At 36.6% G+C, this 23,730-nt stretch carries 15 protein-coding genes and 1 pseudogene; 10 read left to right on the top strand and 6 right to left on the bottom strand.

Annotated features, from left to right (window positions below; all coding sequences use genetic code 11):
* Positions 1-62 precede the first annotated feature (62 nt).
* Together glpK and AAEZ22_RS16525 are read left to right on the top strand one after the other, a co-directional pair.
* On the top strand, positions 63-1,334 hold the full coding sequence (gene glpK / locus AAEZ22_RS16530; protein ID WP_352298086.1) for a glycerol kinase GlpK: 1,272 nt from the start codon (positions 63-65) through the stop codon (positions 1,332-1,334).
* A gap of 271 nt (positions 1,335-1,605) precedes the next feature.
* Entirely contained in the window at positions 1,606-2,337 is a 732-nt protein-coding gene (locus AAEZ22_RS16525) for an MIP/aquaporin family protein (protein WP_033103174.1), read from the top strand.
* A gap of 220 nt (positions 2,338-2,557) precedes the next feature.
* Here the strand turns inward: AAEZ22_RS16525 and AAEZ22_RS16520 are convergent, their stop codons facing one another.
* On the bottom strand, positions 2,558-3,181 hold the full coding sequence (locus tag AAEZ22_RS16520) for a hypothetical protein (protein WP_197182639.1): 624 nt from the start codon (positions 3,179-3,181) through the stop codon (positions 2,558-2,560).
* A 289-nt stretch (positions 3,182-3,470) separates the two neighbouring features.
* Positions 3,471-4,034 carry a lipid-binding SYLF domain-containing protein gene (locus AAEZ22_RS16515; protein ID WP_089369312.1) on the bottom strand — a complete coding sequence of 188 codons (564 nt, stop codon included), beginning with the start codon at positions 4,032-4,034 and terminating at the stop codon, positions 3,471-3,473.
* Positions 4,035-4,172: 138 nt separating this feature from the next.
* Here AAEZ22_RS16515 and AAEZ22_RS16510 point away from each other — a divergent pair, with 138 nt between their 5' ends.
* Together AAEZ22_RS16510 and AAEZ22_RS16505 are read left to right on the top strand one after the other, a co-directional pair.
* Positions 4,173-5,384, top strand: coding sequence for a tyrosine-type recombinase/integrase (locus AAEZ22_RS16510; RefSeq protein WP_350546122.1), 1,212 nt, complete (start codon positions 4,173-4,175; stop codon positions 5,382-5,384).
* Complete coding sequence (locus AAEZ22_RS16505) at positions 5,384-6,577, top strand: cation:proton antiporter (RefSeq protein WP_086998423.1); 1,194 nt, start codon at positions 5,384-5,386, stop codon at positions 6,575-6,577. Before AAEZ22_RS16510 ends, AAEZ22_RS16505 begins: the two co-directional genes overlap by 1 nt.
* 68 nt (positions 6,578-6,645) lie before the next feature.
* On the opposite strand, the gene ydiJ is transcribed toward AAEZ22_RS16505, so the two are convergent.
* The gene (gene ydiJ, locus AAEZ22_RS16500) at positions 6,646-9,702 is read right to left on the bottom strand and encodes a D-2-hydroxyglutarate dehydrogenase YdiJ (RefSeq protein WP_350546119.1); all 3,057 of its coding nucleotides are present in this window, start codon (positions 9,700-9,702) and stop codon (positions 6,646-6,648) included.
* Positions 9,703-9,849: 147 nt separating this feature from the next.
* Between ydiJ and AAEZ22_RS16495 the strand changes: the two genes are divergently transcribed.
* Complete coding sequence (locus AAEZ22_RS16495) at positions 9,850-10,059, top strand: PGPGW domain-containing protein (RefSeq protein WP_041454951.1); 210 nt, start codon at positions 9,850-9,852, stop codon at positions 10,057-10,059.
* Between the two features lie 66 nt (positions 10,060-10,125).
* Here AAEZ22_RS16495 and ppsA read toward each other — a convergent pair whose 3' ends face one another.
* Complete coding sequence (gene ppsA, locus AAEZ22_RS16490; protein ID WP_041454953.1) at positions 10,126-12,501, bottom strand: phosphoenolpyruvate synthase; 2,376 nt, start codon at positions 12,499-12,501, stop codon at positions 10,126-10,128.
* Between the two features lie 313 nt (positions 12,502-12,814).
* Here ppsA and ppsR point away from each other — a divergent pair, with 313 nt between their 5' ends.
* The gene (ppsR, locus tag AAEZ22_RS16485; protein WP_011330181.1) at positions 12,815-13,624 is read left to right on the top strand and encodes a posphoenolpyruvate synthetase regulatory kinase/phosphorylase PpsR; all 810 of its coding nucleotides are present in this window, start codon (positions 12,815-12,817) and stop codon (positions 13,622-13,624) included.
* Between the two features lie 82 nt (positions 13,625-13,706).
* Here ppsR and AAEZ22_RS16480 read toward each other — a convergent pair whose 3' ends face one another.
* Positions 13,707-15,056: a class II 3-deoxy-7-phosphoheptulonate synthase gene (locus tag AAEZ22_RS16480; RefSeq protein ID WP_172459254.1), complete on the bottom strand. Its 1,350-nt coding sequence runs from the start codon at positions 15,054-15,056 to the stop codon at positions 13,707-13,709.
* A 1,150-nt stretch (positions 15,057-16,206) separates the two neighbouring features.
* Here AAEZ22_RS16480 and AAEZ22_RS16475 point away from each other — a divergent pair.
* The gene (locus AAEZ22_RS16475) at positions 16,207-17,082 is read left to right on the top strand and encodes a DNA replication terminus site-binding protein (protein WP_011330183.1); all 876 of its coding nucleotides are present in this window, start codon (positions 16,207-16,209) and stop codon (positions 17,080-17,082) included.
* 58 nt (positions 17,083-17,140) lie between these two features.
* Here the strand turns inward: AAEZ22_RS16475 and AAEZ22_RS16470 are convergent, their stop codons facing one another.
* Positions 17,141-18,355 (bottom strand): hypothetical protein, encoded by a 1,215-nt coding sequence (locus tag AAEZ22_RS16470; RefSeq protein WP_011330184.1) that lies wholly within the window; start codon positions 18,353-18,355, stop codon positions 17,141-17,143.
* 772 nt (positions 18,356-19,127) lie between these two features.
* Here AAEZ22_RS16470 and AAEZ22_RS16465 point away from each other — a divergent pair.
* From AAEZ22_RS16465 to AAEZ22_RS16455, 3 genes and pseudogenes are all read left to right on the top strand, one after another.
* Positions 19,128-20,366 carry an AAA family ATPase gene (locus AAEZ22_RS16465; protein ID WP_058374625.1) on the top strand — a complete coding sequence of 413 codons (1,239 nt, stop codon included), beginning with the start codon at positions 19,128-19,130 and terminating at the stop codon, positions 20,364-20,366.
* A gap of 15 nt (positions 20,367-20,381) precedes the next feature.
* Positions 20,382-21,344, top strand: coding sequence for a transcriptional regulator (locus AAEZ22_RS16460; protein ID WP_350546113.1), 963 nt, complete (start codon positions 20,382-20,384; stop codon positions 21,342-21,344).
* A gap of 425 nt (positions 21,345-21,769) precedes the next feature.
* Positions 21,770-23,662, top strand: a pseudogene (locus AAEZ22_RS16455) (SNF2-related protein); the annotation flags it as partial.
* Positions 23,663-23,730: the final 68 nt, after the last annotated feature.

Here is a 23,730-nt window from a genome sequence, read left to right as displayed (position 1 = left end):
CTCAGGTTAATATGCTGAGTAAATTATGCATAGGTAGCATTAATATTGGTATGTGGGTTTAATTGCGCGCTTACATTGGTATTACTAATCAACGCGAAACTACAATCGTTTGGGATAAAGTAACCGGTGAACCCATTTATAATGCGATAGTCTGGCAAGATAGGCGTACAACAGAACTATGCGATAGTTTAAGGCTTGCAGGAAAAGAAGAACTAATTATGCAAAAAACGGGGTTATTAATCGATCCGTATTTTTCTGCGACTAAAATAAATTGGATTTTAGAAAGTTGTCCAGGCGCTCGTGAAAAAGCAGAAAATGGTGATTTAATTTTTGGTACGGTCGATACTTATTTGTTATGGAAGTTGACAGGCGGAAAAGAACATCGCACAGATGCAACTAATGCATCGAGAACTATGCTATTTAATATTCATACGCAAGAATGGGATACCGAACTACTTGAATTACTTGATGTTCCATTAAATATGCTACCAGAAGTAATGGATTCATCAGATGACTTTGGTATGGCGAGTGAAAAATATTTAGGTTACGAAGTGCCTATTTTAGGTATGGCAGGTGATCAACAGTCAGCACTGTTTGGCCAAACATGCTTTCAAGCAGGTATGGCTAAAAGTACCTATGGAACAGGGTGCTTTATGATGGTTAATACAGGTGATCAAGTTCTTCAATCTAAAAATAGACTTCTTAGTACTGTCGCCTATCGTTTGAATGGCAAACCAACCTATGCATTAGAGGGCAGTATTTTTATAGCTGGCGCAGCAATTCAATGGCTTAGAGATGGCTTACAGTTAATTGAAAAAGCAGATGAAACAGAATTACTCGCTATCAATACCTCCCTAGATCATGGAATATATATGGTTCCTGCATTTACTGGTTTGGGTGCACCATATTGGGATCCAAATGCTCGTGGGGCTATATTTGGATTAACTAGAGATACGGGTATTAAAGAGATAGTAACAGCAGGATTACAGTCTGTTTGTTTTCAAACTAAAGATCTTCAAAAGGCTATGGAATCAGACGGCGTAAGGCCTCAGGTACTTAGAGTTGATGGTGGTATGGTCATAAATGGATGGCTTATGCAGTTTTTGTCAGACGTTTTAGGTGCAGAGGTTGACCGTTCAACTATTAGTGAAACGACTGCTTTAGGTGTAGCTTATCTTGCAGGACTCAGGGCTGGTGTATTCTCATCACTTGAGTCATTGGCAACTAATTGGAATTGTGAAAGACGATTCGAACCTGGCATGACCAAAACAAAACGTGATGAGCTTTATGATGGCTGGTGTAAATCAGTTAAAAAAGTACAAAGTGAAGGATAAGTTACTAATTTACCTTTAAATATAAATTCATACCAAACTTGTTTGATTAGAGTTTATGGATGTAAGTAAAGTTATTCAAACTCGCAATCATAAACTCTAAGCTCAATAGGATAGTTTTATTAGTGACCATTATAGATGCTTTTAAGGATATCAAGCACTTTGAATTACAACATTTAAACAAAAATAGTTTCATAGTGTAGATAGTATTCGCTTATAAAAAGACATGTTCATTAAGGTAGATTTAATTTTAGCTTTTAGCAAGGAATATAAAATGACACCATTTATAGCAGAAATATTAGGAACGGCCCTCTTAATTTTAATTGGAGGCGGTGTAGTTGCTAATAATATTTTAAAAAAAACAATAGGTGAAGGAGGAGGGTGGATGGCTGTTACTACAGCTTGGGGTCTTGCTGTATTTATTGGTGTGGTTGTCGCTGGCCCTTATAGTGGAGCACATCTAAACCCAGCTGTAACACTTAGCTTAGCAGTAGCTGAAAAATTTTCTTGGACTGAAGTCCCTGCTTACATTGCTGCACAATTTATTGGTGCAATGATTGGAGCTTTTTTAGTTTATGTAATATATAAAGATCACTTTGATGCTACAGATGATGCAGAATTAAAACGAGCAGTCTTTTGTACAGCACCAGCAATACCAAATACATTTAGAAATATAATTAGTGAAATTGTAGGTACTTTTGTTTTATTGATTTGTGTATTTTATTTTTCGGCGGCTGAAATCGACAATGGTACTGGGACTAAAATTGGTTTGGGCTCTATAGGTGCAATTCCAGTTGCTTTTGTTGTGTGGGGAATTGGGCTTTCATTGGGTGGTACAACAGGATATGCAATAAATCCAGCTAGAGATTTAGGGCCTAGAATTGTACATGCTTTGTTACCGATCAAAGGTAAGATAGATAGTAATTGGAGTTATTCATGGATTCCAGTGTTAGGTCCGACTATAGGTGGTACTTTAGCTGCGTTACTTTACACTATTCTTAGTTAATAAAAGTTATAATTAAGATCCAGACGCTCTGTATAATACAGGGCATCTGGATCTTATACTTATTTATTGTATAGTTATTACAGCCCATAAATTACGGTACGTAACATTAAAGAAAAGGGCGAAAAGCCCTTTTTTATTAATTAGTTACAATGCTGTCATGGTTGACAGCCTGTCAGTTGGGAGATTTGATTGGACAGAATTTTACTATTATTAATTCTATTCAAAAAAAAGTGGTTAGTTTAATAATCGAACCTTCCCAATCTGATTTTAACGCAACTACAAAAGTAAAAAGACTAATCAAAAATGGAAGAAAGTAATTAGTAAAAATTGTAGTTAAGAACAAAAAATTCAGAAAAAACTTTAGTTTAGTAAACATGAACTGTTTTTCATAAAACTGAATTTCATCGTTCTTTTGAGATTCAGAAATTGGATTATAAGGCATTGGAATCAAACATCTGAAACGATTATGCTTAAGTTGAGAATATGAAAAATCATTAAATCTAAGATCTTTACCACTAATGAATAATAATTTTCTATATTTATTATTAAGGAAATAGTGGAAGGAGTCAGAAAATTTATGTTTACACTTAGACCATTCATCTTCGAGGAAATAAAGAATAAATCTATAGAAAAAATAGCCCCATGAAACCCATAAGAAAAGAAATATTGCTTTTGGGTTACCAAACTTTTCAAAGCTAACTCCCCCCAGCGTAATCTTATTTGCTTGCACTTCTGCTAACATCATAAAAAGTACTAATAAATTTATAATAAACAAATTACGTCGTTGACGTAAGAAGTTATCTGACATCACATTACTTGGCTTATTACTTAAATTCACTTCCATTTGTTACCTACAGATTGATCAAAAGAACTTTAAAAGACATTAATTTTCAGATAGCTAGACTACTCTTAATTAATGTCTAAATAAAGAGAGAACTATATGGCTAACGAGGGAAATATTGGTTAATTTCTCTAAAGTTTATGAAATTAACAGCCATTGCTAATCAGCTAGTAACCTCTCATTTACAGCATAATAGATAACCTATAAGTTATGTTATGTTAAATTGATATATTTAAAAGAAAGCGAGGGTGATTATTCAAATCAGCTCGCTTTTAGGAGAGTAATTTAGGGGTTAATTAAGCTCGGAGTCGACCCAAAACTTAGTACCTTTTAATACTGCTTGTAGTGCAAGGCCGCTTTCGGTCAAAGAATACACAGTAACTTGGTCTGCTATTGCTTCGGCAACTAATGCACCGCCTTTTTCTTTATATTTAGCTGCTGCATCTGCGTTTCCGCCAAATGCCCAACCGTGTTCAATAAATCTGTTTAGTGCCGCTTGGTTATGAAAAACCATAACAACGTTAAAGTCTTTAACACCTAAACCTAGGCCTAAACCGGCTTCGCCCATATTCATGTATGTAGATTTACCCGTTAGGTTATTTTTAATAACACCATAACCACCACCAAAACTAGCTAAAACAACATTGACGTTGGCATTATCAAAAACAGCATAACCTGCAGAGTTAGCAATTTGCTTTTTAACATCTGGTTTTATCGTGTAAAGTTTACTTAATGTATTTGATTCCATGCTATGCACTAATGCACGTTTTTCGCTTGGTGAGGCGCTGCCTGTTGTTGCACAACCTGTGAGCGCGAGTGTAAATACGACCATACTTAGCAAAATAAATCTTTTCATGAATTTTCCTTAAATAACATTTATAACTAGCAAGTATATAATTACAAAATAATAGAATCTATTTATGTCCAATACTAGACAGTATCGGACTTTATGGTTAATCTATAAGTCTATTATTTTATTGAATATTTTATTACTATGCTAGTTGCTTTGGTTGATACGTTAAAACAATTGAGATATCAAATTGCTCATCTTGAAGATAATACTTTAAATTCAGAATATCCAGAACTGGCTACCTTTATACAGCAAGTTGGCTTGACTGTAACTGAATCAAAACAAGATCTTACCTTCTTATACCAGTTTTTATATGTTTATGGTCGCAAATCGGAAGCAACCTATAGTCGGTTTAGAAGTGAGCTTGAACGTTTTTATTTATGGGCATGGTTAGTGGCTGAAAAATCAGTATTTGATTTAAAGCGCGAAGATATTGAAGGTTATGTAGATTTTGTTGTTGAACCAGATAAAGCTTGGGCTACAACATCAGTACAATGGCGTTATAAAGACGATCAAGGTATTCGTCGTTTAAATACAAATTGGCGCCCTTTCATCCAAAAAGAATCAATTGCTAGCCAACAAACATTATCGGCAATGTTTACTGCACTTAACGTATTTTATAAATTTGCTATTTTAGAAGAAAAAACCTTTGCCAATTTTGTGCCTGTAGTAAAAAAGAATAGTCCCTATTTAGTGGTTCAATCGCAAATACAGATCCCCGATACGCTAAGCGATATACAATGGGAATATGTGTTTGGGGTAACGCGCGACTTATGTGAGCAACAACCTGATCTAGAAAGAAATTTATTTACTCTGGCATGTTTAAAAGGATTATATTTACGGATCTCTGAATTGTCAGAGCGGCCACAATGGTCGCCCGTTATGTCGCATTTTTGGCAAGACAACGATGGCTTTTGGTTTTTGCGTATTATGGGTAAAGGTAATAAATTACGAGATGTAACTCTAAGCGATGATTTTGTTGAATATTTAAAACGCTACCGACTTTATCGTGGTTTACCTGCCCTACCACGCGTTGATGAATCTGAACCTTTGGTGCATAAAATTCGTGGCCAAGGTGGCATGACAGTTAGGCAAATACGACGTTTGGTACAACAAAGTTTTGATTTAGCTCAGCAATCTTTACTTGATGATGGTTTTAAAGATGACTCTGAACAACTTGAAGCAGCAACCGCACATTGGCTTAGACATACAGGTGCAACACACGATGCACAAACACGACCACTCAAACATTTATCTGAAGATTTAGGACACGCAAAAATAGCAACTACAGATCAAATTTATATTCAAACAAATATAAAAGAACGTGCAAAATCTGGTTTAAAAAGGAAAATATAATGGAATATTTAGTCATTACTTTTATTGGCAGTTTGTTTTTGATTTATTCATTAACAATCCGGCAATTAGAAAGAACCGAAATCACTGGCCCAATGTTTTTTGTGATTGGAGGAATAGCACTGGCTTGGTTTATACCTGAGGAAGTTGAACAATTAAAAAATGGTGGAGCTTATATATTACCTTTAATTGAATTAACTTTAAGTTTGTTTTTATTTACCGACGCTACAAAAACAAAACTAAGCGTTTTAAAACACAGTTATCAGTATCCAAGTTTATTATTATTTGTTGCCCTACCCCTTACCTTGTTGTTAGGTATTGGCACTGCATTATTTTTATTTGCAGAGTTAACACTTATTCAAGCTGCATTATTAGCAATTATTTTAACACCAACCGATGCAGCACTCAGTAAAGGACTATTAGAAAGTACACAAGTGCCCGAAAATATCCGTGAAGGAATAAATACTGAAAGTGGTTTAAATGATGGTTTATGTGTACCTGTATTTTTAATTTTTTTGTTATTAGCTAATAACCCAGAGCTTGGGATCACCGCTTCACAAACTATGATTATTTTTACTCGGGAACTTGGTATAGCGCTATTGATTGCGATTGCGAGTGTTGCGATATTTATTCCAACTTTAAACTTTGCTATGCAACGCCATTATTTTGCACAAAAAACCAGTCCTTTTTTGCTGGTAGGTTTTGCAATGGCGATATTTTCTATTACACAGTATTTTCATAGTAGTGGTTTTATTGCAGTGTTTGTAGCAGGTTTATTATTTGACCGATATTCTCCAGAGTCGATACGTTGTGAAATTGTTGAAGACTCAGAGCACATAGCCGATTTTGCAGCATTATTAATTTGGTGTTTATTTGGTTTTGTAAGTGCCTATTTGGTTTTACCAAAACTCAGTTTTGAAATAATAATTTATGCTTTACTTAGTGCAACTTTGATCAGAATAATTCCGGTTATGTTGTCACTGCAATTTACTGCACTGAATATAAAAGAGCGATTTACTTTTGCTTGGTTTGGACCAAGAGGACTCGCATCGATAGTATTTACGTTAATGGTAATTGATACTCAAATAGAAAATAAATATCAGATTGCAACTATTGCTATGACCACTATTTTATTTAGTGTATTTATTCATGGTATAACTACTAAGCCAATTGCAGATAGTTTTGCTAAAAAGTAAAAAGTAAAAAGTAAAAATGCGTAATTTTATTTATAAAGTTACGCATTTTTTAATCAGCCTAATAAAGTTTAATTGCTAAGTAGGTGTGCAAGTAACTCAATTGGATGTTTAGGTTTAAATTTTTCATATCGTTTAACTTGGCTACGACAAGAAAATCCTGTTGATAACAGTTGCTCGGGTTTATTTTTATCTACAATAGGTTTCCAACTCATTTCGTATAGTGCGCGCGAGTTGTTTTGGTTTTGTGCTTCATGACCATAAGTACCCGCCATGCCGCAACAACCAGTACTGGTTGTTTTTAATGTTAATCCAATATCGGTAAAAATATTTTGCCAAACACTCGCAGCTTTTGGTAAGGCGGTAGTTTCGGTACAGTGGCTTAATAAAGTAAATTCAGTATTAGTATTAGTATTTTGTTTTGCTTTTAATTGCGTAAACGATTGAGTTTGTAACCACTCGTGAGCAAGTTGCACATGGAAATCACCACGATTATTTTCTAAAATTGTATTGTACTCATCGCGGTAACACATAACTAATGAAGCATCTAAACCAACCAGTGGCGCATTAATATCGTTAAGTTTATTTAAAAACTCCGCGGCGTTTTTTGCTGTTACTTTAAACTCATGCAAAAACCCTTTTACATGTTGTGGTTTTCCATTGGGTTTAAAAGGTAATAACATTGGCTTTTTGCCGAGCTGAGTAATAAGCGTAATAAAACTCTCTACTAATTCTGCTTCATAAAAACTAGTGAATGGGTCTTGTACTATTAATACATATTCGTTTTGTTGCTCAGCACTTAATTTATTTAGTAATTCAAAATTAAAAGTATGAGCTTTGTTTACTCGACTAGTTAGTGCGGGAATACTTAATTGTGGTGTATTTATATAACCCACGGTTTTTTTAATTATGTTACTAACTAGGTCTGTACTTACTATAGGATTAATAATACGTGCAAATTTAGCCATTAATGGCGCACTAACTTCTATATTACCCACTAGGTAATCTTTGAGTGGACGTGCGTAGTAACTATGATAATAATTTAAAAAACGCGAACGAAAAGTAGGTACATCTACTTTAATTGGGCAAGCAGTAGTACATGCTTTACAGGCTAAGCACTCGTCCATCGAAGCTTTAACTTCGTGAGAAAAGTCGTAAATGCCTTTGTTTTTTTCACGGCTGTGAACAAAACGTTCCCACCAGGTAATTACTTCGCCTTTATTAAGTTGCTTTTCGACCTCAAGTAAATCTACATTTTTTGCTTCTTGCAGGCGCAACCATTCGCGCATTAAACTTGCGCGGCCTTTAGGTGAATGTCGGCGATCGCCGGTTACTTTATACGACGGACACATTGGTGAGTTTTCATCGTAGTTAAAGCATATTCCGTTACCGTTACAAGTCATGGCATTATTAAAACTTGTTTTTACATCAATAGATATTTGTTTATCGAACCATGAACGTTTTTGTCCATCAACACTTACTAGTGAGTCTTCACTATCGATAGGTGTACATATTTTACCCGGGTTTATTCGGTTATTTGGATCAAATGCAGTTTTTATTTTACGTAACTGAGTAAATAAATGGTCGCCAAAAAACGCTGGGCCATATTCGCTACGATACCCTTTACCGTGTTCGCCCCACATTAAACCACCGTATTTAGCGGTGAGTTTTACCACTTCATCTGAAATAACACGCAATAGTTTTTCTTGTTCTGGGTCGCACATATCGAGCGCAGGCCTAACATGTAAAACGCCAGCGTCAACATGGCCAAACATTCCATATTGTAAATTATGGCTGTCGAGTAATGCTCGAAACTCTACTATATAATCAGCTAAGTTTTCTGGTGGTACCGCGGTGTCTTCTGCAAAGGCGAGTGGTTTCTGACTGCCTTTTACATTACCTAAAAGCCCGACTGACTTTTTACGCATGGCGTAAATTTTTAAAATATCACTTTTATTACTGGTTAGCTGGTAACCAATAACACCATTAGTTTGCTGTGCCACGCACTGATCTAATAGTTTGCACAAAGTGTCTACTTTGTCTTTTATATCCTCTGGTGATGCAGCATTAAACTCAACCATGTTGAGCCCTTGCATATCTTTATTAGGAATGTCGGTTATTAAGTCCGATACTGAATGCCAAATAATATCTTGGCGGGCTAAGTTTAAAACTTTGCTATCGACAGTTTCAACTGAGGTTGCTCTCGCAGCTACCAAAAATGGTGAATGACGTAGTGCCGAATCAAAACTATCATACTTAATATTAATTAAAGTTTTAAATTCAGCAATGGGGGTTAGCTTTAATTTAGCCTCGGTAACTATACCTAATGATCCTTCAGAGCCGGTAATTAAGCGGCTCATATCAAAAGTTTGTAAGTCATCACTTAGCACATGCTCTAGGTCGTATCCGGTTAAAAAGCGGTTTAATCTAGGGAATTTAGCTAATACAGCTTCGCGCTCATTTAGTGCGATAGCTAAAACGGTTTTGTATAAATGACCAACTAATGTGTCTTGCTCTGCGATTACCTTTGCTTTCTCTGTATCAATAGCTGCAGTACACATAGGTGTGCCATCGACCAAATAAGTTGTTAGCCCTAAAACATGGTCACTCGTTTTACCGTAAACTAGCGAGCCTTGACCCGAAGCATCAGTGCTGATCATACCGCCAATGGTTGCTCTATTACTGGTAGATAAGTCGGGTGAAAAGAAAAACCCATAAGGTTTTAAAAAGTCATTAAGCTGATCTTTTATTACCCCAGTTTGTACACGCACCCAGCCTTCTTGTGTGTTTATTTCGAGTATTTCACGCATGTATCGTGATAAATCGACAATAATTCCAGGGGTTAATGATTGCCCGTTAGTCCCAGTGCCGCCGCCGCGCGGACCAAATGTTAACGATAAAAAGGGGTCGCGAGATGCTGTTTGCAACGCAAGTTGAATATCTTTTTCGGTTTTAGGAAAGATAACACCTTGCGGTAGCTCTTGGTAAATACTGTTATCGGTTGAAGCTGTTATGCGGGTTGCATAACTTGCGTCAGTGTCTCCAGTAAACCCTTGATTTTTAATGGTACTTAAGTAATTTGCGACAACTTCTGTCGCGGCATCTTGCTGTGTAATAGTTGCTATCATGACGGCGATATTTTAAGGCATTTGATTAATTATATCATGCTGCGGGGTAATAGAAATTGAAGATTTTACAGTTTGTAACACTCTTTTAATCGATTTTATTCGCACTGCAATTATACTCAAGTTAACAGTTACTAGGGGGCTTTAACTATGAAAAAAATACTATTACTTTTAGCCGGTGTATTGTGCATGTTACTGGGTTTATTTTTTGCGATTGTACCTGGACCATCGTTAATATTTTTTATGGCAGGGTTATTGTGTTTTTCTTTTGACTACCCAAAAGCAAGGCATTATTTGGGGCTTTGTCAAAAAGCGTTAACTAAATCGTGCAGATATTTAGATAAAAAATTAGCTCGTTAAAACTTTATTTTAAATTACACAAACAAAAATGCCAGCAAAAGCTGGCATTTTTATTAAACAAAGTAATTATTTAGCTAGTTTTTCAGCTAAGTATAACCATGTTTCTAGTACTGTATCTGGATTTAATGAAACAGAGTCGATACCCTGCTCTACTAACCATGCTGCAAAGTCTTCATGATCAGAAGGACCTTGACCACAAATACCTACATACTTGCCTTTTTCTTTAGCTGTTTTAATTGCCATAGAAAGTAGCTTTTTGATTGCAGGGTCGCGTTCATCAAATAGATGTGCGATTAAACCTGAGTCACGATCTAAACCAAGCGTTAGCTGAGTTAAGTCGTTTGAACCGATAGAAAAACCATCAAAATGCTCTAAAAACTCTTCAGCTAATAGTGCGTTTGAAGGCAGTTCACACATCATAATTACTTTTAGACCATTATCGCCACGTTTAAGGCCATGCTCTTCAAGTAGTTCAATAACACGTTTACCTTCTTCAACGGTACGTACGAATGGGATCATGATTTCGATATTGGTCATGTCCATGCCGTTTCTTACGCGTTTAATTGCTTCACACTCTAGAGCAAAACAGTCGCGGAAAGCTTCTGACACATAACGAGCGGCGCCACGAAAACCTATCATAGGGTTTTCTTCTTCCGGTTCGTATTGTTGGCCGCCAACTAAGTTTGCGTACTCGTTTGATTTAAAATCAGACATGCGAACAATTACACGCTCTGGTGCAAATGCACACGCCAGAGTAGAAATACCTTCAACCAATTTAGAGATATAAAACTCTACTGGAGATTCATAACCGGCCATCATGTCGGTTATCTCTGCTTTTAATGCATCAGTTTGTGCATCAAAATTAAGTAGTGCTTTAGGGTGAACGCCAATCATACGGTTGATAATAAATTCAACACGGGCTAGGCCAACACCTGAATGTGGTAAACGAGCAAAATCGAATGCACGATCTGGATTACCTACGTTCATCATTACTTTAATTGGTAGCTCAGGCATTTCGTCAACACGTGAAGTAAGTACTTCAAAGTCTAAAATACCTTCATAGATGAAACCTGTATCGCCTTCGGCACATGATACGGTAACTTCTTGACCAGCTGTAATTAAATCAGTTGCGTTACCACAACCAACAACGGCTGGAATACCAAGTTCACGTGCAATAATTGCAGCATGACAAGTACGGCCACCACGATTTGTAACAATCGCTGCTGCACGTTTCATGATTGGTTCCCAATCTGGGTCGGTCATGTCGGTAACTAAAATGTCGCCTACTTGAACCTGATCCATCTCTTTGATTGAGTTAAGAACACGAACAACACCGCTACCAATTTTATGACCAATTGCACGGCCTTCAACAACAACCTTGCTGGTGCCATTTAATTGAAAACGTTCCATTACGTTGGCATCTTCGTTTGAGCGAACCGTTTCTGGACGAGCTTGAACTATATATAGTTTGCCGTCGTTACCGTCTTTTGCCCATTCGATGTCCATTGGACGACCGTAATGTTTTTCGATGATTACAGCTTGCTTGGCAAGTTCTTGCACTTCTTCATCTGTAATCGAAAATTTATTTGAAAGCTCAGGGGCAACATCAACGATGTCTACTTGCTTACCATGTGCTTTGTCTTCTGAGTAAATCATTTGAATGGCTTTAGAGCCAATGTTACGACGTACTACTGAAGGTTTGTTTTTAAGTAATGTTGGTTTATGAACATAAAATTCATCAGGGTTTACTGCGCCCTGTACAACCATTTCTCCTAGCCCGTAGCTTGATGTGATAAATACAACATCTTCAAAACCAGACTCGGTATCAATACTAAACATAACGCCAGATGCTGACTTATCTGAACGAACCATGCGTTGTATACCAGCAGACAGTGCAACACCACGGTGATCGTACCCTTGATGAACACGGTAAGAGATAGCGCGGTCGTTAAATAATGAAGCAAATACGTGTTTAATAGCGACCATTACTGAGTCGATACCAACAACGTTTAGGAAAGTTTCTTGCTGGCCTGCGAATGATGCGTCTGGCATGTCTTCAGCAGTAGCTGATGAACGTACTGCAAATGAAACATCGGCTGCTGTGTCGCCGTGGAGTTGGCTGTATGCTTCGCGAATGGCTTTATCTAGATTAGGTTGGAATGGTGTATCGATTATCCATTGGCGGATATCGGCACCGACTTTAGCGAGTGTATTCACATCTTCAACATCAAGTGTATCTAGAATATCGTGAATTTTTGCGGTGAGTCCTGATTGATCTAAAAACTCATTAAAAGCATCAGCGGTAGTTGCAAAACCACCCGGCACTTGTACACCTGCGTTTGCTAGGTTTGAAATCATTTCGCCAAGTGAAGCGTTTTTACCGCCAACACGAGGAACATCTTGCATACCAAGCTCTTGATACCAGAGAACGTATTCTTGCACGGATCTTTCTCCAAAAAAACAAATTGTAGTACTAAATACCAACTAATTAACATTTAATCATTTTAGCGAGTTAGACATTCTATTAACAAGTTAAAAATTTTCATGTAGAACAACTACCTGTTAATTTTTATGTTGCTAATAAAGCGCTTCCTATCGCTATAATTGACTATTTACTTAATACAATCGATATAACTGTGAGAGTTAAGAAAGAAAACCTTTTATAAAGGTCACACCCATTCTACACTGGCAACAGTCCTCACGTAAACCGTGAGAAACTTAATTTTAAAATTAAAAGTAATAAAAAAGAGGATTTATGAGAACTGCTTTTTATATTTCAGATGGCACAGCAATTACTTCTGAGGTTTTTGGCCATGCTACTTTGTCACTGTTCCCTGTTGAATTTAATCATAAAACCATTCCCTTTGTAGAAACAGAAGAGAAAGCGCATCAAATTAAAGAGTTAATTAATGCAACGGCTAAAAGAGACGGTGAAAAGCCTTTAATATTTTTTACCTTTGTAAATTACAACTTAACTGAAATTATTAGCTCTGCTAATGCAGTGTGTTATGACTTTTTGACAACCTATAGCGAAAAAATAGAAAAAGAACTAAATGTGGCGCCAGTACCAAAAATTCATCGCACTCACTCTATTCATGAAAAAAGCTATGATTTTAGAATTGATGCGGTTAACTACGCGCTGATGAATGATGATGGCGGTAATATTAAAAACTATGGAGAGGCCGATATTATTTTAATCGGTGTGAGCCGCAGTGGTAAAACCCCAACGAGTTTATATTTAGCACTACAATATGGTATTAAAGCCGCTAACTACCCAATCACCGAAGACGACCTTGAAACTGAAGGCCTGCCTAAATGCTTAATACCTTTTAAACATAAATTATTTGGCTTAACTATTGATCCTGAGCGCCTTGCTGCCATTAGAGATAGGCGTATGGCTAATTCTAAATACGCTTCTATTCGTCAATGTCGTATAGAAGTGCGCGAAGTAGAAATGCTGTATAAGCGTAATAGAATTCCATTTTTAAACTCTACTCATCACTCAGTTGAAGAAATATCAGCGAAGATTATATCTGATACCGATCTTGAGCGCCGTAAGTACTAACTTACTTAGCGGTTAACTTAACTAAAAAGTATAAAAAACGCCGCTTAATTAGCGGCGTTTGTATTTAGGGTAGTTATTTTATTTATTTACGTGCGTCTTTTAATAAATCGGCAACTAAAAAGCCTAACTCTAATACTTGATCGGCATTTAAACGTGGGTCGCACTGGGTTTTATAGCGCTGTGCTAAATCGTCGTCAGACAGTCCGTACGCACCGCCAGTACACTCAGTAACATGTTGGCCTGTCATTTCTAAATGCACGCCGCCTGCATAGCTGCCCTCGGCTTTATGCACTGCAAAAAACTGGCTGATCTCACGCATGATGTTATCAAAGCTACGTGTTTTATATCCTGAACTCGCTTTTTCGGTGTTACCGTGCATTGGATCAGAACTCCAAATTACTTTACGGCCTTCTTGTTGTACTTTGCGTACCAATGCCGGCAGTTTTTCAGGGAGTATATCTGCGCCCATACGGGTAATTAATGTTAATCGACCTGGAATGTTATCTGGATTTAATGCATCAATTAAACGTATTAAATCATCTGGGTCCATACCTGGACCAACTTTAACCCCAATTGGGTTTTTAATTCCTTTAAAAAATTCAATGTGCGCGTGGTCTAGTTGACGCGTACGCTCGCCAATCCATACAAAGTGCGCAGAACAATCGTACCAATCGCCAGATAAATGGTCGCGGCGAGTTAGTGCTTCTTCGTAGCCTAGTAATAGCGCCTCGTGAGAGGTGTATAAATCGGTTTCTTTTAAGCTTGGTGCAATAGTAGAATTAATACCACACACTTCCATAAACTCAAGCGCGTCTTGAATTTTATCAGCAAGCTGTTGGTACTTTTCTTTTTGTGGATTGGCTGCAACAAAGCCCATATTCCAACGGTTTACTTGATGTAAGTCAGCAAGGCCACCTTGAGCAAACGCACGCAGTAAGTTTAACGTAGCGGCACTGTGATGATACGCCGTCATTAAGCGTTGTGGATCTGGAATACGCGCTTGTTCGGTAAACTCAAAATTGTTAACAATGTCGCCACGGTATGACGGTAGTGATACGCCATCAATCGTTTCTAAATCTGCTGAACGTGGTTTTGCATACTGCCCTGCCATACGCGCTATTTTAACTACTGGGCATTTACCGCCGTAAGTTAATACCACGGCCATTTGTAAAATTGTTTTAAAAGTATCGCGAATGTTAGCGGCATTAAAGTCACTAAACGACTCAGCACAATCACCACCTTGTAGTAAAAAAGCGCGCCCTTCGCATACATCTTCTAGCTGCTTAAATAAACTTCTGGTCTCTTCAGCGAATACTAAAGGCGGAGCACTCTTTAATTGCGCTTCTACTGATTTAAGTGATTCTTGATCTGGGTAGTTTGGCTGCTGCAATATTGGCAGTTCTCTCCAGCTATTTGGGTTCCACGTTTGCATATTCATTCCTCATTCCTATTTACCTGATACAACGAAATTAACGTATGCAGGGCTGTTTGTTCAAGGACTAAATTCACTATTTACTAATTATTTAGTTATGGGTTAGGTAATTAATATATTTAGCCATATATGTTGGGCCCTTAGCGCAAATATAAAATGATAAATAGAAAGAATATAACTGATTAAAAACATAAAGTTAAGATTAATCATGGTTACTTTTTAGTTGTTGACCTACATTCAATCTGAGTTAATTATTATAACAGGTTGAGCAGGGAACACATCATACTTAAATTGCACCATGTGTATTCTTAACTTTACAGTTAATATAAACAATAATTGACCAATAACTATGCACTTTTAAAAATACATGCTAGGGCGAATTTTATTTGCCACCGCAACATATACTAGATGTTTATAAACAGTGGGTTTATTAGGCTAAAGCTCTCCTTGGTTAAGGTTAAAATACAAAGACTTATTTGGGCTCAGTACTAAGTTTTTATAAAAATGTGAATAGTGGCAGTTATTACTGAGGTTAAAACTTATTTTAATATGTATAAGTTTTACGCTTTGCAGATCTTATGCTGTAGTGTAAATAGACATGACAACGTATTGTATTTCACCCAGGCATACTACAATACGTAAAGCTTATATCTGCAATGTATTAAGTTACTCTTTGTATGAACGTTTGGATCGGCACTAATTAACACCACTAACTAGCTGCTTAATTAGTTAAGCTACAGGGAACTCAAAATGGTTTGCCCTGCCCGGTACTAATAAATGTATATTCAGTTCTCACAAGCTAAACATTTTAAGTATCCCAAAGTATGAGCCGGTTAATTATATCAACCTCATTTTAAAGCCTCACTACAAATCATGGCTAAAGTTAAATTGCACTCAGAAGCTAGTAGGCCGTTATTAGCTGTAACCTATAACGGTATACAAATGTAAGTATTGGGGAATTATTATTAAGAGTTAAGCTACTCAATGCATAAGCACGAGATTTTAAAATTAACCAAAGCTGCAAAGAACACATCATACTAAAACTAGATATTAGATAAACTTAGCCCCGAGTAAAGTAGAATTATTTGCTAAACAAAGATAAGGTTATGTGTGATAATTAGTTAGGTAAGATGTGTTCTTTGGAGGTTGCATGGTAACTAAAGTACAAATAAGAAGTCAGTTTGATTTAATGAGCGAACTAACATTAAGGCTAATAGAAGAGCTTAATCTATGTGAATATACAAAAGCCGAATATTATCAACTTCCTGATATAAGCACTGTTGATGAAGATAAAGTGGCCGAATCGATTAAAGTTACTAAAATATCAGGCGAACTAGCACATAAAGCTATATTAAATTCCTTTACTGACATTTATAAAAAACAAGGGCTAAGTAGCCGAGTTTTAAAGCGTCATCCTGGCCTATTAGTTATAAAAAATGCTGACAAACAAGCACTAATTAATCGAATTGCTCAAGTAAATAAGGCAAAAGCAGCGTTTAAAGAGTGTATTTTAGCTATTGATAACAACGATGCTCGTTTTGAAGCGGTGCATAATGCAGTACCCAACTTAATTACTTTGGCTGCTTATCGAAAAATTCATAGTGAACATGAATCGCCTTTTTCAGTACGATTTACCTGGATGCACAAACATGCAACTAAAACACTGACCAAAAAAATGGCCCTCGAAATGTTACAAAAGTCAGCTAGTTATAGAAACCCCAGAATGATCGACCAGCAAAAATGGCAGGCGCTAGTAGCACAAGAGCAATTACGGGTAGCAAGTTTAGGTGAAAAAGAAAAACTTAGAATTAGGCGCCCTACTCGAGTTAGCCCTCAGGTAAATGTGCGTTATACCGCGCAAAACCGTTATCACGTCAGTGCGGCGCTACCTTTTATTTTAATAAACCCAGAACCAGACGTAAAGCTTGGGATATTACCAAATTACGAAAAACCATTAAGTCATCCACGAAAACGTGACTATGATTTTTTAGTAGATCGACTTTATTTAGAACAAGTAGAAAAGTGATTATGTTAAAAAGGTCACGCTAGGTGACCTTTGTTATTATTGGACTCTGTAATAAAAATTACTTATCTACTATTTCAACAAGTTTGTCTTCATCAATAAGCACAGCATTTTCAACAATACGCTTACCGCCTTGTATTTCAATACGTTTATTGTGTTTATTCAGAGTAAGTATCTCATCACAAAATTGGTCTGATGGATGCATTTCGTAAGTGTAGTCAATAATATTACCGGTTTTGTCGTCTTTAACATTGGTAATACTGTACTCAGAGATAGCCCCTTTTTCGATCAGATCTTTCATTGTTGTGGTCATATCACGACGCAGCGCTTTTAATTTATTTTCGGTAATATTATCCGTTGAATAAATTGAGCCGTACTTTTCCATAATAGACAGTAATCTAAAATGGTATGTTTTACCCGGCGCTGCATAACGCCAAAGATGATATAAGCGCAGCATCATCCAACGCGACAATCCGCGTTTTAATTCTTGGGCGCTGTTAAAGTAATATCCTTTATATTCAAGGTTATCAATCATGTTATGCACAAATGCATTTAAACACGCAACACATTTAACATTCCCGCCTTGACCTTTTTTTCCACTAAAATGCAGTGACGATAAAAAGTTCATGTTCGATTCGTAAAATGAATCATCAATATTTGTATTTTTGGTGTCTGTTGCTGAATATTTAAACGAAAGTTTCGAGCCTTGTAATGCTTCAAGTGATTCTTTAATTTGTGGATATGGCATAGATTGGCCAACGGTTTTCAGCTCTTGTGCTAATTCGTTCATTGAAAAAACAACAGCATATTGAATACCGGACTTAAAATTTATTTTTACTATTTTACCTTTAGAAGCTAAACGGATCAGCGCACGTTCTACTTTTTCTTCTCGATCTGATGGCCAAACCAAATATTCTACGTCTTCACCATCTTTGCGTGTGCTAACAACCGCCGGCGTTATTTTTAATTCACCGTCGTACAAAATACCATCTATTTTTTCAGATATTTTGCGTGTAATTATTGTTTTTTTAGGTGCTTCTTCTAATGGTAATTTTTTATGCCCCGAACGGACAAAGCGTCCCCATAAATCATAATGGTTAAAAGTATTCGAATAAGCACGTAATCCATGAGCTGCATTTTCTATCGAAATCCGCACATCTTTATTATCTGTAAACAGCGCTAAGCTTTCATTATCAATTGCACTTTCCACCCCGTGAATTTGGCCCCTTAGTGTATCGGGCAAGTTATCTACCGAGATGTTGACCTTTCGGCTCATTGTTGTTATTTCCATTTTTATTGCGACAGCTAATAACAACACATAAAGACAAAAAAGTTAAATGTTTAAGTTAGTATAAAAGTGATCTGAGCTAAAATAAAACCTTCGGATCACTATTATACTAAGCGGATGCTAATTAACTCAATTTCAGATCATTATTTTACTAACTAGGCAGTTACAAATCTCATTTTTACTAACTCAGTGAGATTTTTGTCCATTACAAAGCTAAATTTTTAATATTTAACACGACAAATTAACTAAAAAACTAAAAGCCCTGTGGATAAGCACATATTGAGTTAGCATAGATCTGATCTGTACCTACTACAGATCAGATCTATACTAATTAAAAGCCTTCTTTTACTACAGAGTCGGTGTATAACTTTATAATTTACTTAGTATAAAACTGATCTAACAGACCTTTTTTGTGCACAACTTAATGATTAACCTGTGCGTAACTATTGTTTTAATTTTCAGCTTAGTAAAAAGCTGATCTGCTAGTAGATAAAGATCTGATCTTAACCAAGTATAAAGCTGATCTGCTTATTTTATTATTATTCATATAAATCATGTGTTTATGATCTTTATTTAAGCTTCTATCCTTTAATACCTTATATACTTAACCATACTTAACCTCTCTATTTATACTAAGAGATATTAAGCATGTAAAAATATTATTAGATGTCTTGTTTATAAAACACATGTCACTATAAATAGTTGTTTACAGCAAATTGAATGGACATTATACTAACAGCCTAACTTTGAGGAATTAAGTATGTCTATCAATAATAATGCGCTAAGTACCTACCGGCTTTTGAAAGCAACAGCTGAAGTTGCCGAAAAGTCTCTAGAAGGACGTATACAACATTATCGCGCTCATCTTAAATCTGAAGAAAAAGAATTAAGAACTTATACGCAAAAAGCAGCTGCCGATCTGCTTGGTTGTAACAATCGTACCTTAAAAAGACGTCACGACAATGGTGATTTTGATAATTTAAATATCAAACGTGGTGCAAATGGTCATTACGCTTACACTTTGGTAAATATTTTTGCTATGGCCGATATTATGGATATTCAGCCCGATCACCGTACTGGTGATGACAAACTGCAAGTTATTGTAATTAACTCCCTAAAAGGCGGTTGTGGTAAAACAACTAGTATGGTTAATATTGCAGCAGCACTGGCAACTACTAATATAAAACGCTACCGTATTGGTATTATTGATTTAGATCCTCAAGGTTCATCATCTAGCTTTTTTCCATCGGCAGAGCCCGATCCAATCACCGTTGGCGATTTAATGCGTGATTGTATTGAATTAGACGAAGGTGAAACGTGGCCTGAATTTGTATCAAGCTCATTTTTACCTACACATATTCCAAATATTCGTGTTTTACCATCTGGTATGGATGATTTTTATTTTGAACATGAAACAGCTACTTTACTCAAAGACACCTCAAATTATGAACAAACCCGTCATTATCATAAGTTACTTGAAAAAGTAATTGACCCAGTAAAAGACGAGTTTGATGTGTTATTAATCGACACAGCTCCAACACTTAACTTTATGTTTTATAATGCGTTAATGGCATCTACAGCAATGCTAATACCGGTTCATCCAGAAGCAGTAGACTTTGATGCAAATAATAAATATTTAAAACGTTTAGGTGAGATTTATCATACAGTTGCAGCCCTAGGCCATGAAGGATGGGACTTTATGCAGTTTTTAGTAACTAACTATGTAAAAGGTAACCACTCGCAACGCGATATCGTTAAAGATGTTCGTAGTGCCTTTGGTCGCCAAGTAATGAGTTACCCAATTAATCATAGCTCAGCAATTACAGCGAGTTCGTCTTCGTTTAACACTATTTTTGATCAAAAAGCATCAGATAGTTTAGCGAGTCGCGAATCGTTAATGCGTGCCCAAGAAAATATAAAAGATGTAGTTGATGAGCTCGAAATGCTGATCCGCTCTAACTGGCAATCTACACAATCAAAACTAAATACCCCTAAGTAAGGATGTTAAACAAAAATGGCTAAAAAACGTAAAAATGACACCCGCTTAGACCCTTTTGCAACAGCGGTTGGTAGTAGTAGTCTTGATGCTTTATTAGAGCAAGCAAATGCAGGCGATGTAATTCGCATGCCAGCGCCAAGCGATCCTAGCAGAGAAATTACCCTAGTTTGTAAAGTAATTTCCCATAGTGACATTGAGTCAACAACCCAGGTATATGGCAAAAACCGCCGTGTACAGTCGCTGTTAAATGAAAAGTCGGTATCCGATATTCTACCGGCAATAAAAGAAGATGGCCGTAATCAACACCCTGCACTTCTTTGGGATCAAGGCGATACAAGCTTAGTACTCGCGGGATCACGCCGCCGTAAAGCCTGCATTTTGGGTAATGCCGATTATTTAGTGTTGAGCTCTAGCGACTTTACAGATCAAGATGCAAAAATTTTAGCTGTTTCGTCTGATCAATACATAGCACCTAGCTTGTGGGAACTTGGACAAGCTTATCAAAACACTAAAAATGAATTAATTGAGCAAGGTAAAAAAGGCTCTTACCGTGAAATTGCAGTTATTGAAGGCGTATCGCATACCGCGGTTGCCGATGCAATAAAAGCATTCGAGCAAATCCCTGCAGATGTTGTTGCACTTTACCCTACAGCTAATCATGTTGGCCGTGAAGTGGCTAAAAAGCTGATTAGCGCAAAGGAGCGCGACCAAGCAGCCTTTAACTTGCTAGTTGCTGACATTGCTAACCATGAAGACATAAACGCAGCAGCAAGCGATGACAAGCGTGCAATGGCCATTACTAAGTATTTAACTACCGAGCCACAAATAGCCGTTAAACGTGAAGTTGTGCTTGAGAGTAACTTTGTTTCAGTACAGCGCAGTTTAAAAAATGGTGATGTTTCAGTAAAAATAAGCAATAAAGTTATGACAGACAAGCGCTTAGAACAACTTACTAAGCTATTAGCTGCATTTAACTAGTTAGTAAAATAATGATCTACAAGGGTGTTAGCTTAGTTAAATATTGATCTGTACACCCTTTAAGTTAGTAAAAAACTGATCCCATATAGCAAAATTTAAGCATAAAAGAGTTACTTGCCTATTTTAGATCAGCTTTTTACTAACTAAATTACCTTTTTATCTTAGATCCTACCTGTTTTGCGCTTTGTTAGTATAAAGCTGATCTGTAAACCCCCTCCTTGTGTTAGTAAATTGTTTTTAACTTGTGAGTTAGCTGTGTGTTTTATTTTAAATAAATAATAATTAGCGCATTATTTAGCTATAAAGCAATTTTTTACTAAGCGCTCAGCTCCAACCAGTTTATTTAACGTTAATATTGCTTTAGCTCAGAGCATATAAGGCATATACTAAAAAAATTGTTTTTAAAATTTAATACTTTGAGTGACATGTCTGCTAACTTATCTAAAACTGATCTAATGGCTATTTTTGAAGAAATTAAAAATGAGCAGGCTACCCAGTTTCCTCTTTCTGAACGCTTCATTAAAAAATTGTTCAAGCCCGCCGTATTGGCTAAAGGTAAAGCGTATTATAAAAACGGCCAAATTAGCTGGTTAGAGCATAATAGCGATTTTTCAGTTGTGGATTCAACAGTACGTGGCGACAAAGGTATTTCGTTTAATCAACGTATTGAGATCAGTAAAGTACCTACTGGTTATTCGGTAGATACTCACTGTACCTGTAACGTTAAAACAAAATGCCGTCACTTAGCTGCTATTTTGCTCAAACTTAAAATAGAACACTCGGGTGAGTACGGCGAAGACTACTTTATTAATGATTGGTTTACTGAACTCGGAGCACTTAAAAACAGTACCGAACAACCGCCTTCACAAGTGCTTTTATTTGTATTAGATGTAGAAAATAATAAAGTGTTTTTAACGCCCAAAATAGCTAATTACGATGAAAATCAAAGCTATGCCTTAGGCCGTAACCTTACCGAGCAACAGCTAAACAGCTTTGTAACTCCTAGCGATTTATTAGAAAGCGACTTTAGATTATTTAGCTGGATACGTTCACAAAATGCAGTAGGTAATATTGAGCTTAAAGGGCAATGGGGTTTTAACGCACTGCAACAGCTTATAGCAACTGAAAGATTGTTTTTACAACGATCACGCGTATCAATTAAAGCGCAAACAGGGCAAGCGTTAAGCTTTAGTTGGCAGCAAGTAAAAGATCTAACCCAATTAAAAGTTAATTTAGAAAACAGCAAAAATTGGACACTAATTAAAACAACGCCACCTACTTATTTAGATCTCGATACTTATAAAGTAGGACGCATTCGCACCCCTTTAAGTGCAGACGAAATTGCTCATTTACAAACAATTCCAGCATTACACGACACTAATTTTGACCGTATTTATAAACAACTCGCCGATAACTTTGGCTCAGGTGTTATTCCGCACCCCACTAATGAAAAAAACAATACTTCAAAACTCTCTAGTAATGCGGTTTTAAAAGTAACAATGTCGGCGGAAGGATTAACGCTTTCGTTATTGTTTAAATATAAAAATAAAAATTATTTGGCAGGCACAGCGCCAGAAACCCTAGTAAATAGTGCTTTTGAAAACACCGTAAAAAACGAGCTAATAAACTTAGGTTTCGATTTTTGTAAAGGGGGTTTACAAAGTGAGTTTATTTTTAATAAACAATCGCCAATTCACTTACACTGGTTAGTGTATGAGGTGTTTCCTAGCTTTGTTCAACGAGGCTGGAAAGTATCGGTTAGTAAAGTAAATGCTGTTAACCCACAAAGCCAAGTAGCTTTGCATGTACACCGTACTGCGGGGCATCAAATGCAGTGCAAAATTATATTAAACGATGCTAAAGCTACATTATTATTTAATCAAACAGATGCTCATTATGAATCGTTAAATCGTCAAAGTGAGTTGTTTTATTACTACCCAATAGGTCGTGAGTTTGGCGCTATAAATAAAGCAGCGTTGCATTTGTTAAATGAGTTTAAACAACGATTTGAATTTATAAAAACCAGAGATGAATTTAATATTCCGCTTTCATACTTGCCTGAACTGGTAAGTCATACTGCTATAAATGTTGAACTACACGACGAGTCATTGTCACGTTATTTAGAAGAGCTAAATAGTAATGACCAGTCGCGCCCCACTACGCTTATACAAGGGTTAAATGACTCAGTTGTATTGCGCGAGTATCAGCAGCAAGGCGTTGCGTGGTTAAACTTTTTAAAACGCCATCAGCTTGGCGGAATTTTAGCAGACGACATGGGATTAGGTAAAACTCTGCAAGTTATTGCCTATCTAACAACACGCCCTGAGGTGGACAGCAAGCACTAAAGCTCACTTTCCACCGCAAATTTTAACAGCGGTGATCCCTT

The organism is Pseudoalteromonas sp. 20-MNA-CIBAN-0454 (assembly GCF_040308685.1).
Lineage (GTDB): Bacteria > Pseudomonadota > Gammaproteobacteria > Enterobacterales > Alteromonadaceae > Pseudoalteromonas > Pseudoalteromonas nigrifaciens.
This window is presented reverse-complemented; position numbering and strand designations above follow the sequence as displayed.